Origin of the sequence: Protaetiibacter sp. SSC-01, assembly GCF_014483895.1 — a bacterium.
Lineage (GTDB): Bacteria > Actinomycetota > Actinomycetes > Actinomycetales > Microbacteriaceae > Homoserinibacter.
Window position 1 is genome coordinate 89029 of sequence record NZ_CP059987.1, and the last position, 17525, is coordinate 106553.

The following is a 17525-nucleotide window of genomic DNA, read 5'->3' on the forward strand; positions in this document are numbered from 1 at the left end:
CGGGCCGCGACGAAGCGTTACGGACCGTGTCGCCTGCGTTACGCCGTGTGGCGGTGGGAGGCGCCGACGTGCTCGTCGACGAGGCGGGGTCCGCGGCCGGAGAGCTTCTCGCGGAGGGTCCCGCCGCGCGGCGTCGCGGGCCGACGACCGCGCCTGCGCAGCTCGGGGACGAGCAGCCCCGTGAGTTGCTCCCAGCCCTCCGGCGCGACCGTCGCGGCGAGGTTGAACCCGGACACGCCCGTCGTCTCGACGGTGCGCTCGAGCACGTCGGCGACCGTCTCCGGCGAGCCGACGACGACCGGCCCGTCGCCGCCGATGCGCGCGTAGTCGGCGATCTCCCGCGGCGTCCAGACGCGGCTCGGGTCGGCCGCCGTGAAGGCGTCGACGGCCGATTGGATCGCGTCGCTTCCCTGTGCCGCGAGCGGCGCATCCGGGTCGAGCTTCGAGAAGTCGATGCCGGTCCAGCCCGAGAGCAGCACGGCGGCGCCGACGGGGTCGGCCCACTCGAGGTAGTCACGGTAGAGCGCCTCGGCGGCGGCATCCGTCTCGGCGAGGATGACGGTCTGCTGGTTGATGACGGGCACGCTGTCGGGGTCGCGCCCCGCCTCGGCGACGGCGGCGCGCACCGCGGCCACCTGCTTCGCGAGCACGGCGTCGCTCGGGGCGGCGACGAAGACCGCCTCGGCGTGACGTGCGGCGAAGCGCAGGCCACGCGGCGACGCGCCCGCCTGGAACAGGAACGGCGTGCGCTGCGGCGAGGGCTCGGCGAGGTGGATGCCGGGCACGCGGAAGAACTCGCCCGCGAAGTCGATGGGGCGCACGCGCGCGGGGTCGACGTAGACGCCGGATGCGGCGTCCGCGACGACCGCGTCGTCGGCCCACGACCCCTCCCACAGCCGGTAGCAGACCTCGAGGTACTCGTCGGCGATGTCGTAGCGCCGGTCGTGCGCGACCTGCCCCGAGACGCCGAGGTTGAGCGCGCCGCTCGAGAGGTACGAGGTGACGATGTTCCAGCCGATGCGACCGTTCGTGAGGTGGTCGGCGGTCGACATGCGCCGGGCGAACGGGAACGGGTGCTCGAACGACACCGACGCCGTCACGCCGAAGCCGAGCGTCTCGGTGACGGATGCCATGGCCGGCACGAGCTGGAGCGGGTCGCCGACCGGCACCTGCGCGCCGGAGCGGAGGGCGGCATCCGGCGACCGGCCGTAGACGTCGTAGACGCCGAGCACGTCGGCGAGGAAGAGCACGTCGATGCCGCCCGCCTCGAGCGTGCGCGCGAGGTCGAGCCAGTGGTCGAGCGTGCGGTAGCCGCGCGAGCGGTCGCGGGGGTGACGCCAGAGCCCCGAGGAGAGGTGGTTCGGGGTGTTCATGCTGAACGCGTTGAGGATGATCTCGCTCACGGCGCGGCCCCCTTCGGCGGCACGCCGACGTACCACTCGTAGGGCGGCTCGGCGTCGTTGACGACGGCGTCGCCCACGATGCGCGCCTTGAACGCGACGGGGTTGTGCGACGCGACCGTGCGGGCGTTCCGCCAGTGGCGGTCGAGGTCGCGCGCCGAGCTCGTGGCGGATGCGCCGAGCACGTCGAAGAGCGCGGTCGCCTGGCGCAGGGCGAGCTCGGTCACGGTTACCTGGGCGCGCGAGACGGCGAGCTCGGCGTCGCGCTTGCGGTCCGCGACCGTCGCGGGGTCGGCCCCGCGCGCATCCGCCGCCTCCTGCACGGCCCGCGCGGCGTCGAGCGCGATGGCGCGCGTCGCCGCGGTCGTGGCGGAGAGGCGCCCGATGACCTCGAGCAGCTGCGGGTCGCGGCGGCTCTCGGAAGCGGTGCCGTGGCTGTAGACGCGGGCGCGCGTGCGCAGCTCGTGCACGGCGTCGCGCTCGGCCTCCTGCGCGATGCCCGCGAGCACCGCGACCAGCACGAGCTGGTAGAGGGCTGTCTGGTACGGGAAGCGGTCGGCGAAGTCGAACACGTCGGCGGGGTCGACGTGCGCGCCGTCGAACACGGTCGTGCCGCTGCCCGTGAGGCGCTGGCCGAAGCCGTCCCAGTCGTCGGTGACGGTCACGCCGGGCTGTTCGCGTCGCACGAGCGCCGCCACCTCGACGCCGTCGGGCCGCACGGCGTTGGCGTCGATCCAGTCGGCGAAGATGCTGCCCGTCGTGTAGTACTTGCGGCCCGTGATCGCGTAACCGCCGTCGGGGGTCGCGTCGAGGCGGGTCGAGACGGCGCCGAGCGCCACGTTGCCGATCTCGGTGACGGCGTTGCCCACGAGCTCACCCGCCGCGAAGCGCGCGAGCCAGCGGTCGCGGTCCGGCCCGTCGGGGGCCCACAGGCGGTCCTCGACGAACGCGAGGTGACCGCGCAGCGCCTGCGGCACGTTGGGGTCGGCGGCGGCGATGTCGATGAGCGCCGCCGCGAGCGCGACGACGTCGGCACCGGCCCCGCCCGCATCCGTCGGTACGCGCAGCGCAGGGAAGCCCGCCTCGCGCAGCCAGTCGAGCTGCTCGAACGGCAGCGTGCGTTCGCGTTCGCGATCGACGGCACCCTCGCGGATGCGGGCGATCGCCTCGTCGAGGCCGGCCATCAGGTGTAGAGCGAGACGGGCTGGAGGCGGCCGTCGAGGTAGTGCGCCCCGACCTCGATCGACTTGTAGTCGACGGGATCGTGCAGCGTGTAGGTGCGGACGTTGCGCCAGAACAGGTCGAGGCCGATGCGGTTCGCGGTCGCGGATGCGCCGGTCACCTCGAAGACGCGCGAGGTCACCTCGAGCGCAGCGCGCGTCGACGCGACCTTGAGCGCGGCGATCTCGACCTCGATGCGGCCGCGGTCGTCGGCGGTCGTGTCGGCGCCGAGAGCGACCGCCTCGTCGAAGCGGCGGGCCAGCTTGTCGGCGAGGGCCTCGACGGCGACCGTCTGCGCGACGAGCTCGCCGAGCACGCGGTGCACGGTCGGGTCATCGGCGTAGCGGTCGACGCCGGCGAGGAACCACGCGTTCGGCCGGGCGAGCACGAGCTCGCGGGCCTTCTCGAGCGCCGCCTGCGCGCCCGCGAGGTAGACGTTCGCGAGCAGCAGCTGCACGCCGGGCGTCACGAGCGACGCGAAGGGCTCGTCGCGGTCGACGCCGATGACGTCGGCCTCCGTGATGCGCACATCCGTGAACCGGATCGAGCCGCTCGCCGAGGCGCGCTGGCCGAGGTGGTCCCAGTCGTCCGGGTGCTCGACGCCCGCGCGGCTGGACTCGAACGCGAACACGACGAGCTCGCCGTCGTAGCGGCCGCCCTCGGCGATCGCGCCCGAGATCACGACGTCGGTCGCGGCGGCGCCCGTCGCGAAGCGCTTGAGACCGTTCAGCAGGTAGCCGTCGCCGTCGGCGACGAACGAGAGGTCGGGGCTCACGGGGTTGAAGGCGTCGCTCCAGAACAGGTTCGCGGCGGCGGAGGCGCGGTACCAGCGCTCGCGGCCCTCCGGGTCGCCGTAGAACGCGACGCACGCCTGGTTGAGGTAGTGGTAGCCGAGGATCTGCCCGAGTGAGGCGTCGGCGCGCGACACCGTGCGGATGACGTCGAATGCCGTCTCCCAGTGGGCGCCGTGGCCGCCGTTGTCGGTCGGCACGACGAGGTTCGCGAGGCCGGATGCGCGCAGCACCTCGAGCGCCTCGCGCGGGTCGCCCGTGCGGTCGCGCTCGAGGGCGCCGGGCCGCAGCTCGTCGGCGACGCGCTCGGCCACCTCGCGCCAGTGCGCGAGCTCCTCGGCGGATGCGGTGCCCGACCAGGGCGTGCGGGCGAGTGCGGGTGGGCTGGTCGCGATGCTCATGGGTGGTGCTCTCGGGGTCGACGACGGGGTTGCCCCGTCATGCTCTCCGGTCACCGCGGGTGCCGTCGATGCGTGCCGCAACACGACGACACCGGGTGCAACATCCCGTAATCCCCGTCCATAGTTCCCGTTCCGCGTGTTCGCACCCGTTCCTTCGGGAACAAACACGCGGAACGGGAACTATGAGGGGTCAGGGGTGGCTCGCACGAGGGTTCCGCCGGGGAAGGCGGCGACGTAGTCGGTGCCGTTCTGGGGCTCCGAGGGTGGGAAGTCGGTCGAGAGGATGCCCGCGCCGGAGGCGAGCGCATCCGCGAGTCGGGCCGCGCTCGTGACGAGCTCCGCGTCGGCGCGCGTGCGCACGATGACGCCCTGCGCGGTGAGGGATGCCACGAGCGGGTCGGCGGGGTCGTCGACGATCGCGAAGCGCGCATCCGCCCCGCCCGTCTGGGAGGACGTGAAGAGACTGCGGCCCTCGAGTCCGGGGTGGCCGTCGAGGTAGACCTCGCGCACGTCTTCGTTGTTGCCGAAGTAGAGCAGCACGCGATCGCGCATGTCGCCGACCGTCGGCCACTCGCCGCCGTCGAGGTCGCCGGGCGCGAAGAGCCGCGAGCCGAGCGCGCCCGCGACGAGCTCGTCGAGCGCGTCCGCCGCATCCGCGTCGAACGCCCGCAGGCGCGGGTCGAGGAACATGTAGTCGGCCTTCACCTCGACCATGACGCTGATCGGCAGGTGGTCGGTGTTCCGCTCCGACCACAGCGCGATCTCCTCGAGCGCGAGGCCGAAGTCGGTCGCGGTGGCGCGGTTGGCGACGAGCGGCACGTGGCTCATCGTGAAGCCCGAGCCGTCCCAGCGGATGTCGAGCTCGAAGCTGCGGATGCCCGCGTCGAGCTGCTCGGTGAGGGTCGCGTGCTCGTACTGCAGCGCGGGCGCCTCGGCCGGCTCGACGAGGCGGATCACCTCGGTCTGCAGCCACGTCGGCTGCAGCACGTAGCTGTTGTGGGTGGCGATGACCTGCAGCTCGTCGAACGGAAGCGCGTCGAACTCGTGAGTGTCGCCGGATGCGGTGGACGTGGCATCCGCAGCACGCAGCTGCTCCATGCGCGAGGCCTGGTTCCGGGCCGACTCGTCGCCGAGGTAGAGGAAGTGCACGACGAGCCCGCCGAACGCGAGCACGACCACCCCGAGCACGATGCCGACGATCCGCAGCGTCTTCTTCACTCGACCCCCCCAGGTCTGCGGGCTCCGTCGCCCGCGGGTCCACCGTAGCGACAGCGGGCTCAGCCGGCCGCGAAGCTCTGCGTTCCGATCACGGCGAGCAGCTCGAGCTTCTCGGCGTCGGGCGTGCCGGGGAAGGCCGTGAACACGAGCAGCCGCTGCCCCGTGTCGGTGTCGAGCAGCGTCTGGCAGTCGAGCGTCAGCTCCCCGAGCTCCGGATGCGCGAAGCGCTTCGTGCGCGGATGCTTCGCGGCGACCTCGAGCTCGGCCCACCGCTCGGCGAACTCGGGGCTCGTCCCGAGCAGCGCCCGCACGACCTCCGCGGCCCGCGAGCGCTCGCCCGCACGAGCCGATGCCGCCCGCAGTTCGGCGACGAATACGCGCTCGTGCTCGGGGTGGTCGTCGGCGACGTAGACGTCACGCGAGGCGGGGTCGGCGAACCAGCGGTAGACGGTGAAGCGCTCGAGGCCCTCGCGGGTCTCCATGTCGCCGAGCAGCGCCTTCGCGGGCGCGGTCTGCGCGAGCGTCTCGCCGAGCTCGCTCACGACCTGGGCCGGGGTGTCGGCGAGGCGGTCGAGGATCCGCAGGAGGGCGGGCGCGACGTGCGTGCTGCCGGCGCCGCGCTCCGGGGCCGGGTGCCCCGCGAGGCGGAAGAGGTGGTCGCGCTCGTCGGTGCCGAGCCGCAGCGCGCGGGCGAGCGCGCCGAGCACTTGCGTCGAGGGCTGCGGGCCGCGCGCCTGCTCGAGGCGGTTGAGATAGTCGGTCGAGATGCCCGCGAGCTGCGCCACCTCCTCGCGGCGCAGTCCCGGCGTGCGGCGGCGCGGTCCGCGGGAGAGACCGACGTCCTCGGGGCGCAGCGCCTCGCGGCGGTGCCGCAGGAACTCGGCGAGCTGCTCACGATCCATGCCCGCCATCCTCTCCCCGCCGACGGGCGCGTGCCAGGGATCGCGGATCCCCCGATGAGCCGGGCCTGGTTGCCCGTGCGTGGCGCGCCGACGCTGGGTGGCATGAACGCATCCCGCATCACCCTCATCACGGGCGGCTCGCGCGGCATCGGCCGCTCCGCCGCGCTCGCTCTCGCCGACGCCGGCTCCGACGTCGTCATCACCTACCGCTCCGAGGCGGATGCCGCTGCCGCGGTCGTCGCGGACGTCGCCTCCCGCCGCCGCACGGCGGTCGCGCTGCAGCTCGACACGAGCGACCCCGACTCGTTCCCGACCTTCGCCGAGCGCCTGCGCGACGCGTTGCGCGAGACGTGGCACCGCGACGGATTCGACGCCCTCGTCAACAACGCGGGCTTCTCGGGCGCGACGACCCTCGGCACGATCGACCGGGCCACGATCGACGCGCTCGTCGCCGTGCACTTCACGGGCGTCGTGCTGCTCACGCAGGAGCTCACGCCCCTGCTCGTCGACGGCGGCGCCATCCTCAACGTCTCGACGGGCCTCACGCGCTTCATCGCGAACCCCACGGCATCTGTCTACTCGGCGATGAAGGGCGCGATCGAGGTGTGGACGAAGTACCTCGCGCAGGAGCTCGGGCCGCGCGGCATCCGCGTCAACGCGATCGCGCCGGGCGCGACGGCCACCGACTTCTCGGGCGGTGTCGTGCGCGACAACCCGCAGCTGCGAGCGGGGCTCGGGCAGACGGTCGCACTCGGACGCGTCGGCGAGCCCGACGACATCGGCGCGGCGGTCGCCGGCATCCTCGACCCGCGGATGTCGTGGGTCACGGGCCAGCGCATCGAGGCCTCGGGCGGGCAGCGACTCTAGGCGCTCGCGGATCCTCGCCGGGGGTGGACGGTGTCGGCGGACGGGAGCAGACTGCCCGGCATGACCGACACCGTCACCCCCGTCGACCCGCCCCAGCTCGTCACGAGCCCCGCCTTCGCGCAGGGCATGATCGTGCCGCCGGGTCCGCTGCTCTTCGTCGGAGGCCAGAACGGCATCGACGGCGAGGGAAAGCTGCTCAAGGGCCTGCGCGCCCAGACCGAGCAGGCGCTCCGCAACGTCAAGGCCGTGCTCGCCGAGGCGGGCACCGGGCCCGAGCACGTCGCGAAGCTCACGATCTACCTCACGACCGGCGTCGACCCGAACGACGCCTACGCCGCATCCGCCGCCGAGTGGACGACCCGCACGGCCGTCACCGTCATCGGCGTGCCGATGTCGCGTCCCGGCGTGCTCGTCGAGATCGAGGCGATCGCCGCGATCCCGGCCGCGTGAGACGCGCCGCCTAGAAGATCATCGGGCGGTCGTCGTCGCTGTCGCCCATGTCGAGGTCGACCACGACCGGCACGTGGTCGCTCGGACCGTCGCCCTTGCGCTCCTCGCGGTGGATGGATGCGTCGACGACGCGCTCGGCGAAGGCGTGCGAGCCGAGGATGAAGTCGATGCGCAGCCCCTCGTTGCGCGGGAAGCGCAGCTGCTTGTAGTCCCAGTAGGTGTAGCCCTCGGGACGGATGGGGCGCACGACGTCGGTGAGGCCGGCCGCCTCGAGCGCCGCGAACGCCTCGCGCTCGGGAGGCGAGATGTGCGTCGAGAGGCCCGGGATGAGCGACGGGTCGCCCACGTCGGACTCGAGCGGGGCGATGTTGAAGTCGCCCATGAGGGCGAGCGGGAGGTCGGGGTCGGCGGTGAGCCACTCGCGCACGTCGGCCGTGAGCGTCGCGAGCCAGTCGAGCTTGTAGGCGTAGTGCGGGTCGCCGAGCGCACGTCCGTTCGGCACGTAGAGGCTCCACAGGCGCACACCCTCGACCGTGGCGCCGATCGCGCGGGCCTCGATCGGCACATCCGGGCCCTCGTGCCCCTTGAGGAAGCCCGGCTGGCCGGGGAACCCGACCTCGACGTCTTCGATCGCGTGGCGCGCGGCGATCGCGACGCCGTTCCACTGGTTGAGGCCGTGCAGCACGACCTCGTAGCCGGCGTCCTGGAACGCCTCGAAGGGGAACTGCTCCTCCTTGCACTTGATCTCCTGGAACGCGACGACGTCGACGTCTTCGCGCAGCATCCAGTCGATCGCGCGGGCGTGACGGGTGCGGATCGAGTTGATGTTCCAGGTGGCGATGCGCATGCGCTCAACGGTAGCGCCCGCCGGTGTCGGTCAAACGCTGCAGCGTCAGCCCCCGCGCGGGTGTGATCTCTGCCGCGTGACGGTAAGCGCTACAGCGTTTGGGAACCGGATCGCGCTCTAGGCTGGAGGCCGTGACCGACGCCCGCACCCAGCTCATCGAGCACATCACGAACGAGGCCGTGTTCCACGGCGACTTCACGCTCACGAGCGGCAAGAAGGCCAGCTACTACATCGACCTGCGCAAGCTGAGCCTCGACCACCGCGTCGCGCCGCTCATCGGCCAGGTCATGGTCGACCTGCTCGAGCAGGTGCCGAACGTGGATGCCGTGGGCGGCCTCACGATGGGCGCCGACCCGATCGCGTCGGCCGTGCTGCACCAGGGTGCCGCGCGCGGTCTGACGTACGACGCGTTCGTCGTGCGCAAGGAGCCGAAGGACCACGGACGCGGCCGACAGGTCGAGGGCCCCGACCTTGCCGGCAAGCGCGTCGTCGTGCTCGAGGACACCTCCACGACCGGCGGCTCGCCCCTCAAGGCGATCGAGGCGCTCGAGAAGGTCGGCGCGGAGGTCGTGGCCGTCGCGGTCGTCGTCGACCGGGCCACCGAGGCGCAGGAGCGCATCGAGGCGGCCGGGTACCCGTATCTCGCCGCCATCCGTCTCTCCGACCTCGGACTCGAACCGCAGTAGTCTCATCCGGCCATGAACGACCGACCCCGCGACGACGCCGAGCAGTCCCCGAGCGACTGGCTCGCCGCCCAGTTCGGCGCCCCGGGCGACTCCGCGGACGCGCCGAGTGCGCCGCCCGTGCCGCCTGCCGCGTCGGTGCCTCCTGCGCCGCAGGGTTCGGTGCCGCCTGCGGGCTCGGTGCCGCCTGCGGGCTCGGTGCCGCCTGCGGGGCCCGCGGATGCCGCGTCGGGCTTCAACTGGAGCCTGCGTCCCGGCGCCTCGGCCGGTCCCGTGACGGGCGCCGGTGCCGGTGCGGGTGCGGGTGCCGGTGCGGGTGCGGGTGCTCCGGATGCGGCCGCGCCCGATCCCTTCGCGTCCGCCGAGCCGACGACCCCCCTCACGCCCGCGTGGCTGCCCGGTGCTGGTCCGGTGCTCCCCGATGAGCCACCGCGGTCGCGCCGCTCCGCACCCCCGACGCCGCCGGGCGTGACGCCGACGGCGAGCGTTCCGCCCACGGCACCGCCGCCCACGGCACCGCCGCCCACGGGAGCGCCGCAGACGGGAGCGCCGCAGACACCCGCCGGCACAGCCGGCCCGCAGCTGCCGCCGCCGTCTGTGGCGCCGGTGCCCCCGCCGACGTCTGCCGCGCCCGTTCCGCCCGCGTCCGCTGCGCCGGTGCCCCCGCCGACCTCGGCTGCACCGGTCCCCCCGCCGGTCTCGGCCGCCCCCGTGCCGCCGCCCGTGTCCGCTGCGCCAGTCGTGCCCCCCGCCCCCGTGCCGCCGCCCGCATCCGCCGCGCCCGTGCCGCCGCCGCTCGTCGAGCCGCCGGCACCCGAGGAGACGCCGACCGTCGCGTGGAGCCCGCCGACGTCGCCGCCTGCTTCGTCGTGGGACCAGCCCACGCAGGCGATGGCCGTGCCGACGCAGGCCACGCCCGCCCAGCCCGCGGTGCCGTTCCCCCAGCCGTCGATCCCGCCGCAGGCCGCGGCCGACCTCACGGCGACGGAGATGATGGGGTCGGCGTCGATGGCGCACGACTCCTCGACGACCTCGGCGCTCGAGGCGCTCTTCGGCGAGGAGAACTTCCGCGACTACACCGCCGAGCCCGCGCCCTCGGAGTCGCCCTTCGCGCGGCGCGAGGAGCCGGCCGCACCCGTCGACGCGGCGGCCGAGCGCGGCGAGATCAGCCGCACCCAGAAGATCCTGCTCGGCGTCGCGGGCGGACTCGTCGCGATCATCGCGCTTTTCGCCCTCTTCCTGCTCGGCACGACCCTCGGCGCGCTCGCCGAGCCGGCGCCGCAGCCGAGCGCGAGCGGATCGCCGAACCCCACGTCGAGCGCGAGCGTGCCGCCGCTCGCCGACGGACCCGTCGAGCCCGGCGTGTGGGCCTGGAACGAGCTCGCCGGCGGCGAGTGCCTCGACCCCTACGAGGGCGCGTGGGAGGCCGAGTTCACGGTCGTGGACTGCGCCGACCCGCACCCCGCGCAGCTCGCCTACCGCGGCACCGTGCCGCCCGCCGTCGAGGGCGCGCCCGACGAGGCCTACCCGGGCGCCGAGGCGCTCCTCGCCCAGGTGCAGGGGCTGTGCGCCGCCGCGGGCGTCGTCGACCTCTCGGTCGCGTGGCAGTTCACCGACCTGCAGGTCGAGGTGGCCTACCCGGCCACCGAGGAGCAGTGGGATGCGGGCGACCGCGGGTACTTCTGCTTCGTGAGCCGCGCATCCGGCGAGCCCCTCACGGGCTCTGTCGCCATCGCGCCCGCACCGCCCGCCGAGGGCTGAGCCACACCCGGAGCGCCGCCGAGGCCAGCGCAGCCGCTACGGCAGCAGCTCGTGCACGCCCGCGAGAGTCTCCGACGGGCGGAACGGGTAGCGCTCGATCTCGGCCTGATCGCTGATGCCCGTCAGCACGAGGATCGTGTGGAGGCCCGCCTCGATGCCCGCCACGACATCCGTGTCCATGCGGTCGCCGATCATCGCGGTCGTCTCGGAGTGCGCGTTGATCTTGTTCATCGCGGAGCGGAACATCATCGGGTTGGGCTTGCCGACGACGTAGGGGTCCTTGCCGGTCGCCTTCGTGATGAGCGCTGAGATCGCGCCCGTGGCGGGCAGCACGCCGTCGGACGACGGGCCCGTCGCATCCGGGTTCGTCGCGATGAAGCGCGCGCCGTTGTTGATGAGGCGGATGGCCTTCGTGATCGCCTCGAAGGAGTAGTTGCGGGTCTCGCCGACGACGACGTAGTCGGGCCGCGTCTCGGTCATGACGAAGCCGGCCTCGTGGAGGGCCGTCGTGAGCCCCGCCTCGCCGATGACGAAGGCCGAGCCGCCGGGGATCTGGCTCTTGCAGAACTCGGCCGTCGCGAGGGCCGAGGTCCAGATGCGCTCCTCGGGCACCTCGAGGCCGGATGCGCGCAGGCGCGCCGCGAGGTCGCGCGGCGTGAAGATCGAGTTGTTGGTGAGCACGAGGAACGGGGTGCCCGCCTCGACCCAGTGGTGGATGAGCTCGGGGGCGCCCGGGAGGGCCTGGTTCTCGTGCACGAGAACGCCGTCCATATCGGTGAGCCAGCACTCGATGTGGGGGCGGGCGTCGTGGCGTGGAGTCATGTGCCCAGCGTATCGACGGGCGCCGCCGCGATGACGGCGCCCGTCGCGGATCAGCCGATCAGCCGTTCAGCCGAAGAGCCGCTCGGATGCGATGCGCGCGCCCTCCGTGAGCGTCTCGAGCTTCGCCCACGCGATCTGCGGGTGCACGCGGCCGCCGAGGCCGCAGTCGGTCGACGCGATGACGTTCTCGGGGCCGACGAGCGCGGCGAAGGCCTCGATGCGGTCCGCCACGAGCTCGGGGTGCTCGACGACGTTGGTCGAGTGGCCGACGACGCCGGGGATGATCTTCTTGCCCGCGGGCAGCTCGACGTCGCGCCACAGCTTCCACTCGTGCTCGTGACGCGCGTTCGCCGCCTCGAACGAGTACGCGCCCGCGTCGACCGAGAGCATGAGGTCGATGATGTGACGGAACTCGAGGTCGGTCGTGTGGGGTCCGTGCCAGCTGCCCCAACAGAGGTGGTAGCGGATGCGATCCTGCGGCAGGTCGCGCAGCGCCCAGTTGAGCGCCTCGATGTTCTCGCGCGAGAACGCGCGGTAGTCCTCGATGCTCGGCTCGGGGTTGATCTGGTCCCAGTTCTCGGCGAGCGAGGGGTCGTCGATCTGCAGCACGAGGCCCGCCTCGATGATCGCGACGTACTCCTCGCGCAGCGCCTCGGCCCACGCCCACACGTAGTCCTTCTCGGTGGCGTAGTGCTGGTTGAGCACGCGCGCGGCCGAGCCGGGGGCGATGCTCGTGATGAAGCCCGTCTCGAGGCCGTTGGCGGCGAGTGCGGCTTGGAGGTTGGACACGTCGGCGGCGACGGCCTCCTGGCCGATGTAGCTGAGCGGTCCGGTGGCGCTCGGGAAGGGGGTGGCGACCCGACCCGTGGGGATCGTCTCGGCATCCGCGTAGGCCTCGGCGAAGGCGTGACGGTCGCGGCGGTCGGTGAACGAGGTGAGGCGGATGTGCCCCGGCTCGGAGTGCACGGGCGCCTGGTTGAACGCGTTCTCCTCGGTGAGCGAGAGGCCCGAGACGCGCTGGAACGAGTACGACCACCACGCGCCGTAGTCGACGGCGCTCGACATGGCCTTGCCGAACTCGCCGTCGCCGACGAGCGTGAGCCCGACCTCCTTCTGCCGCGCCACGAGCCCGCCGACGGCGTCGGCGACGAGCGCGTCGAACTCGGGCGTGCGCTGCAGGGTGAAGCCGTCGTCGGCGAAGGTGCGGGCCTGGTTGGCCGCGATGAGCTCGGGCGTGCGCGGGAGGCTGCCCGCGGTCGTGGTCTCGATGCGCCCTGTCATGAGCGACTCCTTTTCGTGTGCGGCTGACGCCGTGTCGGATGGGAATCGCAGGCGGTGCCCGGTTCGGTCCCGGACGCGAGGCTTCGCTTGATGCTCTGCGTGCCTCCATCCTGCGCCTCTTGCGGGATGCGGGGAACCTCGATGACGCAGTGCTACGCGGGCGAGGTGGCGGGCGACGCGGATGCGGCGGCCTCGGCGCGCAGGAACCGCGCCCCCGCGAGCCGCGTGCGCATGACGCCCACGGCATCCGGGTTCGCGTCGACGAGCAGGTAGCGCCGTCCGAGGGCGGATGCGACGGCGCCGGTCGTGCCGGACCCCGCGAAGAGGTCGAGCACGGCGTCGCCCGGCGCGCTCGACGCCTGCACGATGCGCCGCAGGATGCCCTCGGGCTTCTGCGTCGGGTAGCCGGTGCGCTCGGCGCCGCCGGTCGCGACGATCGTGTGCCACCACACGTCGGTCGGCAGCTTGCCGCGCTCGACCTTCTCGGGCGTCACGAGGCCGGGCGCCATGTAGGGCTCACGGTCGACGGTCTCGTTGTCGAAGTAGTACGCGGCCGGATCCTTGACGTAGACGAGGATCGTGTCGTGCTTGGCGGGCCAGCGCCGCTTGCTCTTGCCGCCGTAGTCGTAGGCCCAGATGAGCTCGTTGAGGAAGCAGTCGCGGCCGAAGAGGGCGTCGAGAGCCACCTTCGCGTAGTGCGCCTCGCGGTAGTCGAGATGCAGGTAGAGGGTGCCGCGCGCGTCGAGCAGCCGCCACGCCTCGGCGAGGCGCGGCTCGAGGAAGCCCCAGTAGTCCTCGAAGCGGTCGTCGTAGCCGTAGAGGGTGCGCGTGACGGTGCGGTAGCGCTCGCCGCCGTAGCCCGTGCGGTCGCCCTCCGGGTCGCGCACGGTCTGCACGGCACGGTGCCTCTGGGTGCGGCCCGTGTTGAACGGGGGGTCGAGGTAGACGAGGCGGAAGCTCTCATTCGGCAGCGTGCGGGCCACCTCGAGGTTGTCGCCGAGCACGACGGTGTCCGGGCTCGTGGCATCCCACGAACCCGGACCCCAGGTGTCGTCCGCGGCGGGCATGGGCCGAGATTAACAGCCCGGATGCCGAGGTCGCGTCAGGCGGTGACGATCGCCTCGAGTCGGTCGTAGCCCTCGCTCATGCCCGTCTCCATGCCGGAGGCGACCATGCCGTCCCGGGCCTGGAGGGTTGGGTAGACCGCGTGGCCGCGGAGGCGCGTGCGGCCGTCGCCGAGGTCCTCGAAGGTGAGCGACTCGATGCTCACGACGTCGGGGAAGCCGAGGAACTCGAACGTCTGCACGGCGTACTCGTTCTCGCGCACGGTGTGGAACGTGCCGCGGAAGCCGTACTCGTTGCCCTCGGGGTCGCGGTGCACGTAGTGCCACGTGCCGCCCGAGCGGAAGTCCCACTCCTTCATGTCGGCGACGTAGCCGTCGGGCCCCGACCACTGCGCGACGAGCGCGGGGTCGCGGTGGGCGGCGAACACCCTCGCGACGGGCGCGTCGAACTCGCGCTCGAAGTCGATGTACGGCAGGCCCTCGGGGGCCGTGACCGTCAGTGCGTTGCTCATGATTCCTTCTCCTCAGTGGCGCCGGGGGCGCCGTCGGCGGATGCGAGCAGGGCGTCGAGGCTGCGGAAGCGCCGCTCCGTCTCGAGGCGGTAGCGGTCGATCCATGCGGTGAGCCGCTCCAGTGCGGCGGGTTCGAGGTGCACGGGCCGACGCTGCGCGTCGCGCGTGCGCGTCACGAGCCCCGCCTGCTCGAGCACCTGGATGTGCTTCGACACGGCCTGAAGGCTGATGTCGAAGGGCTCCGCGAGCTCGTTGACCGTCGCCGCCCCGCGGCTGAGGCGCGCGATGATCGCCCGCCTCACGGGGTCGGCGAGGGCGAGGAACGCGCGATCGAGCCGTTGGTCGGCACCTGTCTCGTCATCCACTATTCAACTATATCATTGATCAACCGATCTGTTGAACAAGATAGGAGCGCGGATCGCATCCGTCAACCCTCGATTCGGGCAGACGGATGTCAGAGCTTGCCGAGACCCGCCTCGCGCGCCATCACGACGGCCTCGCCGCGGTCGTCGACGTGGAGCTTCGTGAAGATCATCGACACGTGGTTGCGCACGGTCTTGGGGGAGAGGAAGAGGATCTGCGCGATCTGCGGATTGGTGCGGCCCGCGGCGATGAGGTCGAGGATCTCGCGCTCGCGCGGCGTGAGCTGCGGGAAGGGCGTCGCGGATGCGGGGGCCGAGGCGCGCGCGAAGAACTCCGCGACGCGACCCGCGAGCGCCGCGCCGAAGATGACGCCGCCGCCCGCGACCGAGCGGATCGCCTGCGCGATGTCCTCCTGGCTCGCCGCCTTGAGCAGATAACCGCGCGCCCCGGCGCGCATGGCCTGCAGCACCGACTCGTCGTCCTCCGACATCGTGAGCACGATGATGCCCGCGCCCGGGTCGTCGGCCACGATGCGCCGCGTCGCCTCGACGCCGTCCATGACGGGCATCTGGATGTCCATGACGATGACGTCGGGCCCGTGCTCGCGGGCCGCCTCGACCGCCTCTGCGCCGTCGCCCGCCGCCGCGACGACCTCGAAGCCCGGGATCGAGCCGAGCAGCAGCTCGAGCCCGTCGCGGTAGATCGGGTGGTCGTCGACGAGCAGGATGCGGATGCGCGATTCCGACTCGGATGCCGCGGCTGAGCGCTCAGGCACGGGCTGCCTCCTTCAGGGCCCCGCGACGCGGGATCGTCGCGCGGATGGTGGTGCCGGCGCGGCCGCTCGAGACGACGAGCTCGCCGCCGAGCTCGGCCGCGCGCTCGCGCATCGAACGCAGGCCCACACCCGCGGGCGCGTTGCGCGGGATGCCGCCGCCGTCATCGACGATCTCGACGACGACCGACTGCTCGTTCTCGGAGACCGCGAGGCGCACGGTGCGTGCGGCCGCGTGGCGGCGGGCGTTGTTGACCGCCTCGCTCGCGATCCGGTACACGGCGACCTCGATCGCGGGCGGCGGCGTGCCCTCGAGCGCGTACCCGAGGCTCACGATGGGCCCCGTCTCGTCCCACGAGTCGCACACGCGCTCGAGCGCGGCGCGGAGGCCCAGGTCGTCGAGCGTCGGGGGGCGCAGGTCGTGCACGATCCGGCGGATGTCGCCCACGGCATCCGTCACCGTGCGCGAGGCGACCTCGAGGATGCGGTCGGCCTGCGCGGGGTCGTCGGCGGCCACGTTGCGGGCCGCGTCGATGCGCACCTTGACGGCCGCGAGGGCGGGGCCGAGGCCGTCGTGCACGTCGCGGCGCAGGCGGCTGCGCTCCTCCTCGCGCGCGAGCACGAGCTCCTCGCGGCTGCGCTGCAGCTCGACGTTGAGCACCGTGGCGCGCACGGCGGCGGCGGCCTGGCGCACGACATCCGCGAGCAGGCGCTCGTCGCGGCGCGAGAGGCGCGAGCGCCGCGGGGGTGCCATCTCGAGCTCGCCGATCGCCTCGCCGCGGTAGGTGAGCGGCAGGATCGTCGTCTCCGCCTGCGGCGTGCCATGGCTGGCCGAGAGCAGCGAGCCGTCGGGCTGGTCGACCCGCACGGCGACGAACGGCGACGCGAACGCGCGGGCGACGGAGCGCACGACGTGATCGAGCTGGTCGTCGGCGTCGTCCGAGTGCTCGAGGCTGTCGGCGAGACCGGCGACGACGCCGTACGGGTCACCGCGGCGCCCGTAGACGATGCGCGTGATCCACGCGAGCAGCGGCTCGCGCAGGGGCGCGGATGCGATGAGCACGATGATCGCGGCGACGAGCGCGACCGTGTTCTCGCCGAGCACACCGCCCACGACGGCGAGCAGCGCGACGTCGACGAGCACGACCGCGACGAGCAGCAGGCCGTAGAGGATCGTCCAGCCGATGACACGGTCGATGCTTTCGAGGCGGTAGCGCAGGATCGCGATCGCGACGGCGACGCACATGACCGCGACGGCGCCGACGAGCGCCATCTGCCACACCGCCCACGGCGCCACGAACGGCACCCCGACGAGCACGATCACGAGCAGCACGCCCGCCCAGGCGATCCACCGCAGCTGACGGCGCAGCTCCTCGCCGGCGCCGAAGCGCCGTCCGATGAGCACGAGCACACCGAGCACGGGGGCCGTGAACATGCACACGTCGAGCACGCGATCGATCGCGATCCAGGTGTCGAGGTCGAGCGGGAGGCCCCAGCCCGGGCGGAACCACGGGCGGATGTCGGGGTCGGCTCCGCCGTAGGTGGCGGCGAGCACCTCCCATGGCTTGAGCACGTTGCCGAGGAGCGGGAGCACTCCGGCGACGATCGCGACCGATCCCACCGCTCGGAGGGGGCGGCTGCGGGGCAGGCGGCCGTCGGGGAAGAGCACGAGCACGAGCGGTACGGCGACGATCGTCGAGTCGAAGAGCCGCTGGTTCACGAAGAGCGCGGCCTCGGCGAGCGGCGCATCCGTCCACAGGCGCGCAGCGATGCCCACCCACGCGGATGCGAGCGCGCCGACCGAGCCGAGCACGCCGAAGCCGAGCAGCACGATCGCGATCGGATGCCACGCGACCCGCATGAGCAGCACGGCGCCGGTGATCGCCATGGCGAGGTGCGAGAGGCCGGTCCACCCGGGCGCGACAGGACCCACCTCGCCCGCGTCGGCGAGCACGAGGTCGAGGGCGATGCCCCCCGCGACGCACGCGATCGAGACGACGAGCCCGACGGCGCCCGTGAGGCGGGCGGCGGCGCGGGCGGTCATGCGGTCCATCGTGGCAGAGGGGTGTCCCACGAGACCCGCGACGAACGTCCCATTTCACCCGGGACACGACTCGTGAGACGTCGTGATGAGGGCCCTTCGCACCTGGGACGGGTGCTCGGGAGTCTC

17 protein-coding genes are annotated in these 17525 nt (G+C 72.8%); 4 read left to right on the top strand and 13 right to left on the bottom strand.

Going from position 1 to position 17525, the window contains the following annotated elements; translation table 11 throughout:
* Positions 1–38: 38 nt before the first annotated feature.
* The 5 genes from H4J02_RS00430 to H4J02_RS00450 all read right to left on the bottom strand — a co-directional run bounded on the left by H4J02_RS00430 (position 39) and on the right by H4J02_RS00450 (position 5933).
* Positions 39–1403: an LLM class flavin-dependent oxidoreductase gene (locus tag H4J02_RS00430; RefSeq protein ID WP_262406150.1), complete on the bottom strand. Its 1365-nt coding sequence runs from the start codon at positions 1401–1403 to the stop codon at positions 39–41.
* Positions 1400–2584, bottom strand: coding sequence for an acyl-CoA dehydrogenase family protein (locus H4J02_RS00435; protein WP_187675188.1), 1185 nt, complete (start codon positions 2582–2584; stop codon positions 1400–1402). The genes H4J02_RS00430 and H4J02_RS00435 overlap by 4 nt, the downstream gene beginning before the upstream one ends.
* Positions 2584–3813, bottom strand: coding sequence for an acyl-CoA dehydrogenase family protein (locus tag H4J02_RS00440; RefSeq protein WP_187675189.1), 1230 nt, complete (start codon positions 3811–3813; stop codon positions 2584–2586). The genes H4J02_RS00435 and H4J02_RS00440 overlap by 1 nt, the downstream gene beginning before the upstream one ends.
* Positions 3814–3993: 180 nt before the next feature.
* Entirely contained in the window at positions 3994–5031 is a 1038-nt protein-coding gene (locus H4J02_RS00445) for a Ca2+-dependent phosphoinositide-specific phospholipase C (protein ID WP_187675190.1), read from the bottom strand.
* 59 nt (positions 5032–5090) lie between these two features.
* The gene (locus tag H4J02_RS00450) at positions 5091–5933 is read right to left on the bottom strand and encodes a helix-turn-helix transcriptional regulator (protein ID WP_187675191.1); all 843 of its coding nucleotides are present in this window, start codon (positions 5931–5933) and stop codon (positions 5091–5093) included.
* A gap of 102 nt (positions 5934–6035) precedes the next feature.
* On the opposite strand from H4J02_RS00450, the gene H4J02_RS00455 reads away from it, so the two are divergent.
* Together H4J02_RS00455 and H4J02_RS00460 are read left to right on the top strand one after the other, a co-directional pair.
* A complete protein-coding gene (locus tag H4J02_RS00455) occupies positions 6036–6800 on the top strand; it encodes an SDR family NAD(P)-dependent oxidoreductase (RefSeq protein ID WP_187675192.1) in 765 nt (254 codons plus the stop codon).
* A gap of 60 nt (positions 6801–6860) precedes the next feature.
* Complete coding sequence (locus H4J02_RS00460) at positions 6861–7250, top strand: RidA family protein (RefSeq protein WP_187675193.1); 390 nt, start codon at positions 6861–6863, stop codon at positions 7248–7250.
* A gap of 10 nt (positions 7251–7260) precedes the next feature.
* Here the strand turns inward: H4J02_RS00460 and H4J02_RS00465 are convergent, their stop codons facing one another.
* A complete protein-coding gene (locus tag H4J02_RS00465; protein ID WP_187675194.1) occupies positions 7261–8097 on the bottom strand; it encodes an exodeoxyribonuclease III in 837 nt (278 codons plus the stop codon).
* Between the two features lie 131 nt (positions 8098–8228).
* On the opposite strand from H4J02_RS00465, the gene pyrE reads away from it, so the two are divergent.
* On the top strand, positions 8229–8783 hold the full coding sequence (gene pyrE, locus H4J02_RS00470; protein WP_187675195.1) for an orotate phosphoribosyltransferase: 555 nt from the start codon (positions 8229–8231) through the stop codon (positions 8781–8783).
* A gap of 12 nt (positions 8784–8795) precedes the next feature.
* Positions 8796–10541 carry a septum formation family protein gene (locus tag H4J02_RS00475; RefSeq protein ID WP_187675196.1) on the top strand — a complete coding sequence of 582 codons (1746 nt, stop codon included), beginning with the start codon at positions 8796–8798 and terminating at the stop codon, positions 10539–10541.
* A gap of 36 nt (positions 10542–10577) precedes the next feature.
* Here H4J02_RS00475 and H4J02_RS00480 read toward each other — a convergent pair whose 3' ends face one another.
* The 7 genes from H4J02_RS00480 to H4J02_RS00510 all read right to left on the bottom strand — a co-directional run bounded on the left by H4J02_RS00480 (position 10578) and on the right by H4J02_RS00510 (position 17399).
* Positions 10578–11363, bottom strand: coding sequence for an HAD-IIA family hydrolase (locus H4J02_RS00480; RefSeq protein WP_187675197.1), 786 nt, complete (start codon positions 11361–11363; stop codon positions 10578–10580).
* Between the two features lie 66 nt (positions 11364–11429).
* Complete coding sequence (locus tag H4J02_RS00485) at positions 11430–12644, bottom strand: cobalamin-independent methionine synthase II family protein (RefSeq protein ID WP_187675198.1); 1215 nt, start codon at positions 12642–12644, stop codon at positions 11430–11432.
* Between the two features lie 152 nt (positions 12645–12796).
* Positions 12797–13711: a site-specific DNA-methyltransferase gene (locus tag H4J02_RS00490; protein ID WP_187675199.1), complete on the bottom strand. Its 915-nt coding sequence runs from the start codon at positions 13709–13711 to the stop codon at positions 12797–12799.
* Between the two features lie 35 nt (positions 13712–13746).
* Positions 13747–14220: an SRPBCC family protein gene (locus H4J02_RS00495; protein WP_187675200.1), complete on the bottom strand. Its 474-nt coding sequence runs from the start codon at positions 14218–14220 to the stop codon at positions 13747–13749.
* Positions 14217–14585: a helix-turn-helix transcriptional regulator gene (locus H4J02_RS00500; RefSeq protein ID WP_187675201.1), complete on the bottom strand. Its 369-nt coding sequence runs from the start codon at positions 14583–14585 to the stop codon at positions 14217–14219. The genes H4J02_RS00495 and H4J02_RS00500 overlap by 4 nt, the downstream gene beginning before the upstream one ends.
* Positions 14586–14674: 89 nt before the next feature.
* Positions 14675–15358, bottom strand: a complete 684-nt coding sequence (locus H4J02_RS00505; RefSeq protein WP_262406151.1) for a response regulator transcription factor — start codon at positions 15356–15358, stop codon at positions 14675–14677.
* A complete protein-coding gene (locus H4J02_RS00510; RefSeq protein WP_187675202.1) occupies positions 15351–17399 on the bottom strand; it encodes a sensor histidine kinase in 2049 nt (682 codons plus the stop codon). Before H4J02_RS00510 ends, H4J02_RS00505 begins: the two co-directional genes overlap by 8 nt.
* Positions 17400–17525 lie beyond the last annotated feature (126 nt).

Coding starts and splice junctions, on each gene's coding strand:
- H4J02_RS00435 (WP_187675188.1), bottom strand. CDS start 2,584: ATGGCCGGCCTCGACGAGGCGATCGCCCGCATCCGCGAGGGTGCCGTC.
- H4J02_RS00440 (WP_187675189.1), bottom strand. CDS start 3,813: ATGAGCATCGCGACCAGCCCACCCGCACTCGCCCGCACGCCCTGGTCG.
- H4J02_RS00450 (WP_187675191.1), bottom strand. CDS start 5,933: ATGGATCGTGAGCAGCTCGCCGAGTTCCTGCGGCACCGCCGCGAGGCG.
- H4J02_RS00455 (WP_187675192.1), top strand. CDS start 6,036: ATGAACGCATCCCGCATCACCCTCATCACGGGCGGCTCGCGCGGCATC.
- H4J02_RS00460 (WP_187675193.1), top strand. CDS start 6,861: ATGACCGACACCGTCACCCCCGTCGACCCGCCCCAGCTCGTCACGAGC.
- H4J02_RS00465 (WP_187675194.1), bottom strand. CDS start 8,097: ATGCGCATCGCCACCTGGAACATCAACTCGATCCGCACCCGTCACGCC.
- H4J02_RS00475 (WP_187675196.1), top strand. CDS start 8,796: ATGAACGACCGACCCCGCGACGACGCCGAGCAGTCCCCGAGCGACTGG.
- H4J02_RS00480 (WP_187675197.1), bottom strand. CDS start 11,363: ATGACTCCACGCCACGACGCCCGCCCCCACATCGAGTGCTGGCTCACC.
- H4J02_RS00485 (WP_187675198.1), bottom strand. CDS start 12,644: ATGACAGGGCGCATCGAGACCACGACCGCGGGCAGCCTCCCGCGCACG.
- H4J02_RS00490 (WP_187675199.1), bottom strand. CDS start 13,711: ATGCCCGCCGCGGACGACACCTGGGGTCCGGGTTCGTGGGATGCCACG.
- H4J02_RS00495 (WP_187675200.1), bottom strand. CDS start 14,220: ATGAGCAACGCACTGACGGTCACGGCCCCCGAGGGCCTGCCGTACATC.
- H4J02_RS00510 (WP_187675202.1), bottom strand. CDS start 17,399: ATGACCGCCCGCGCCGCCGCCCGCCTCACGGGCGCCGTCGGGCTCGTC.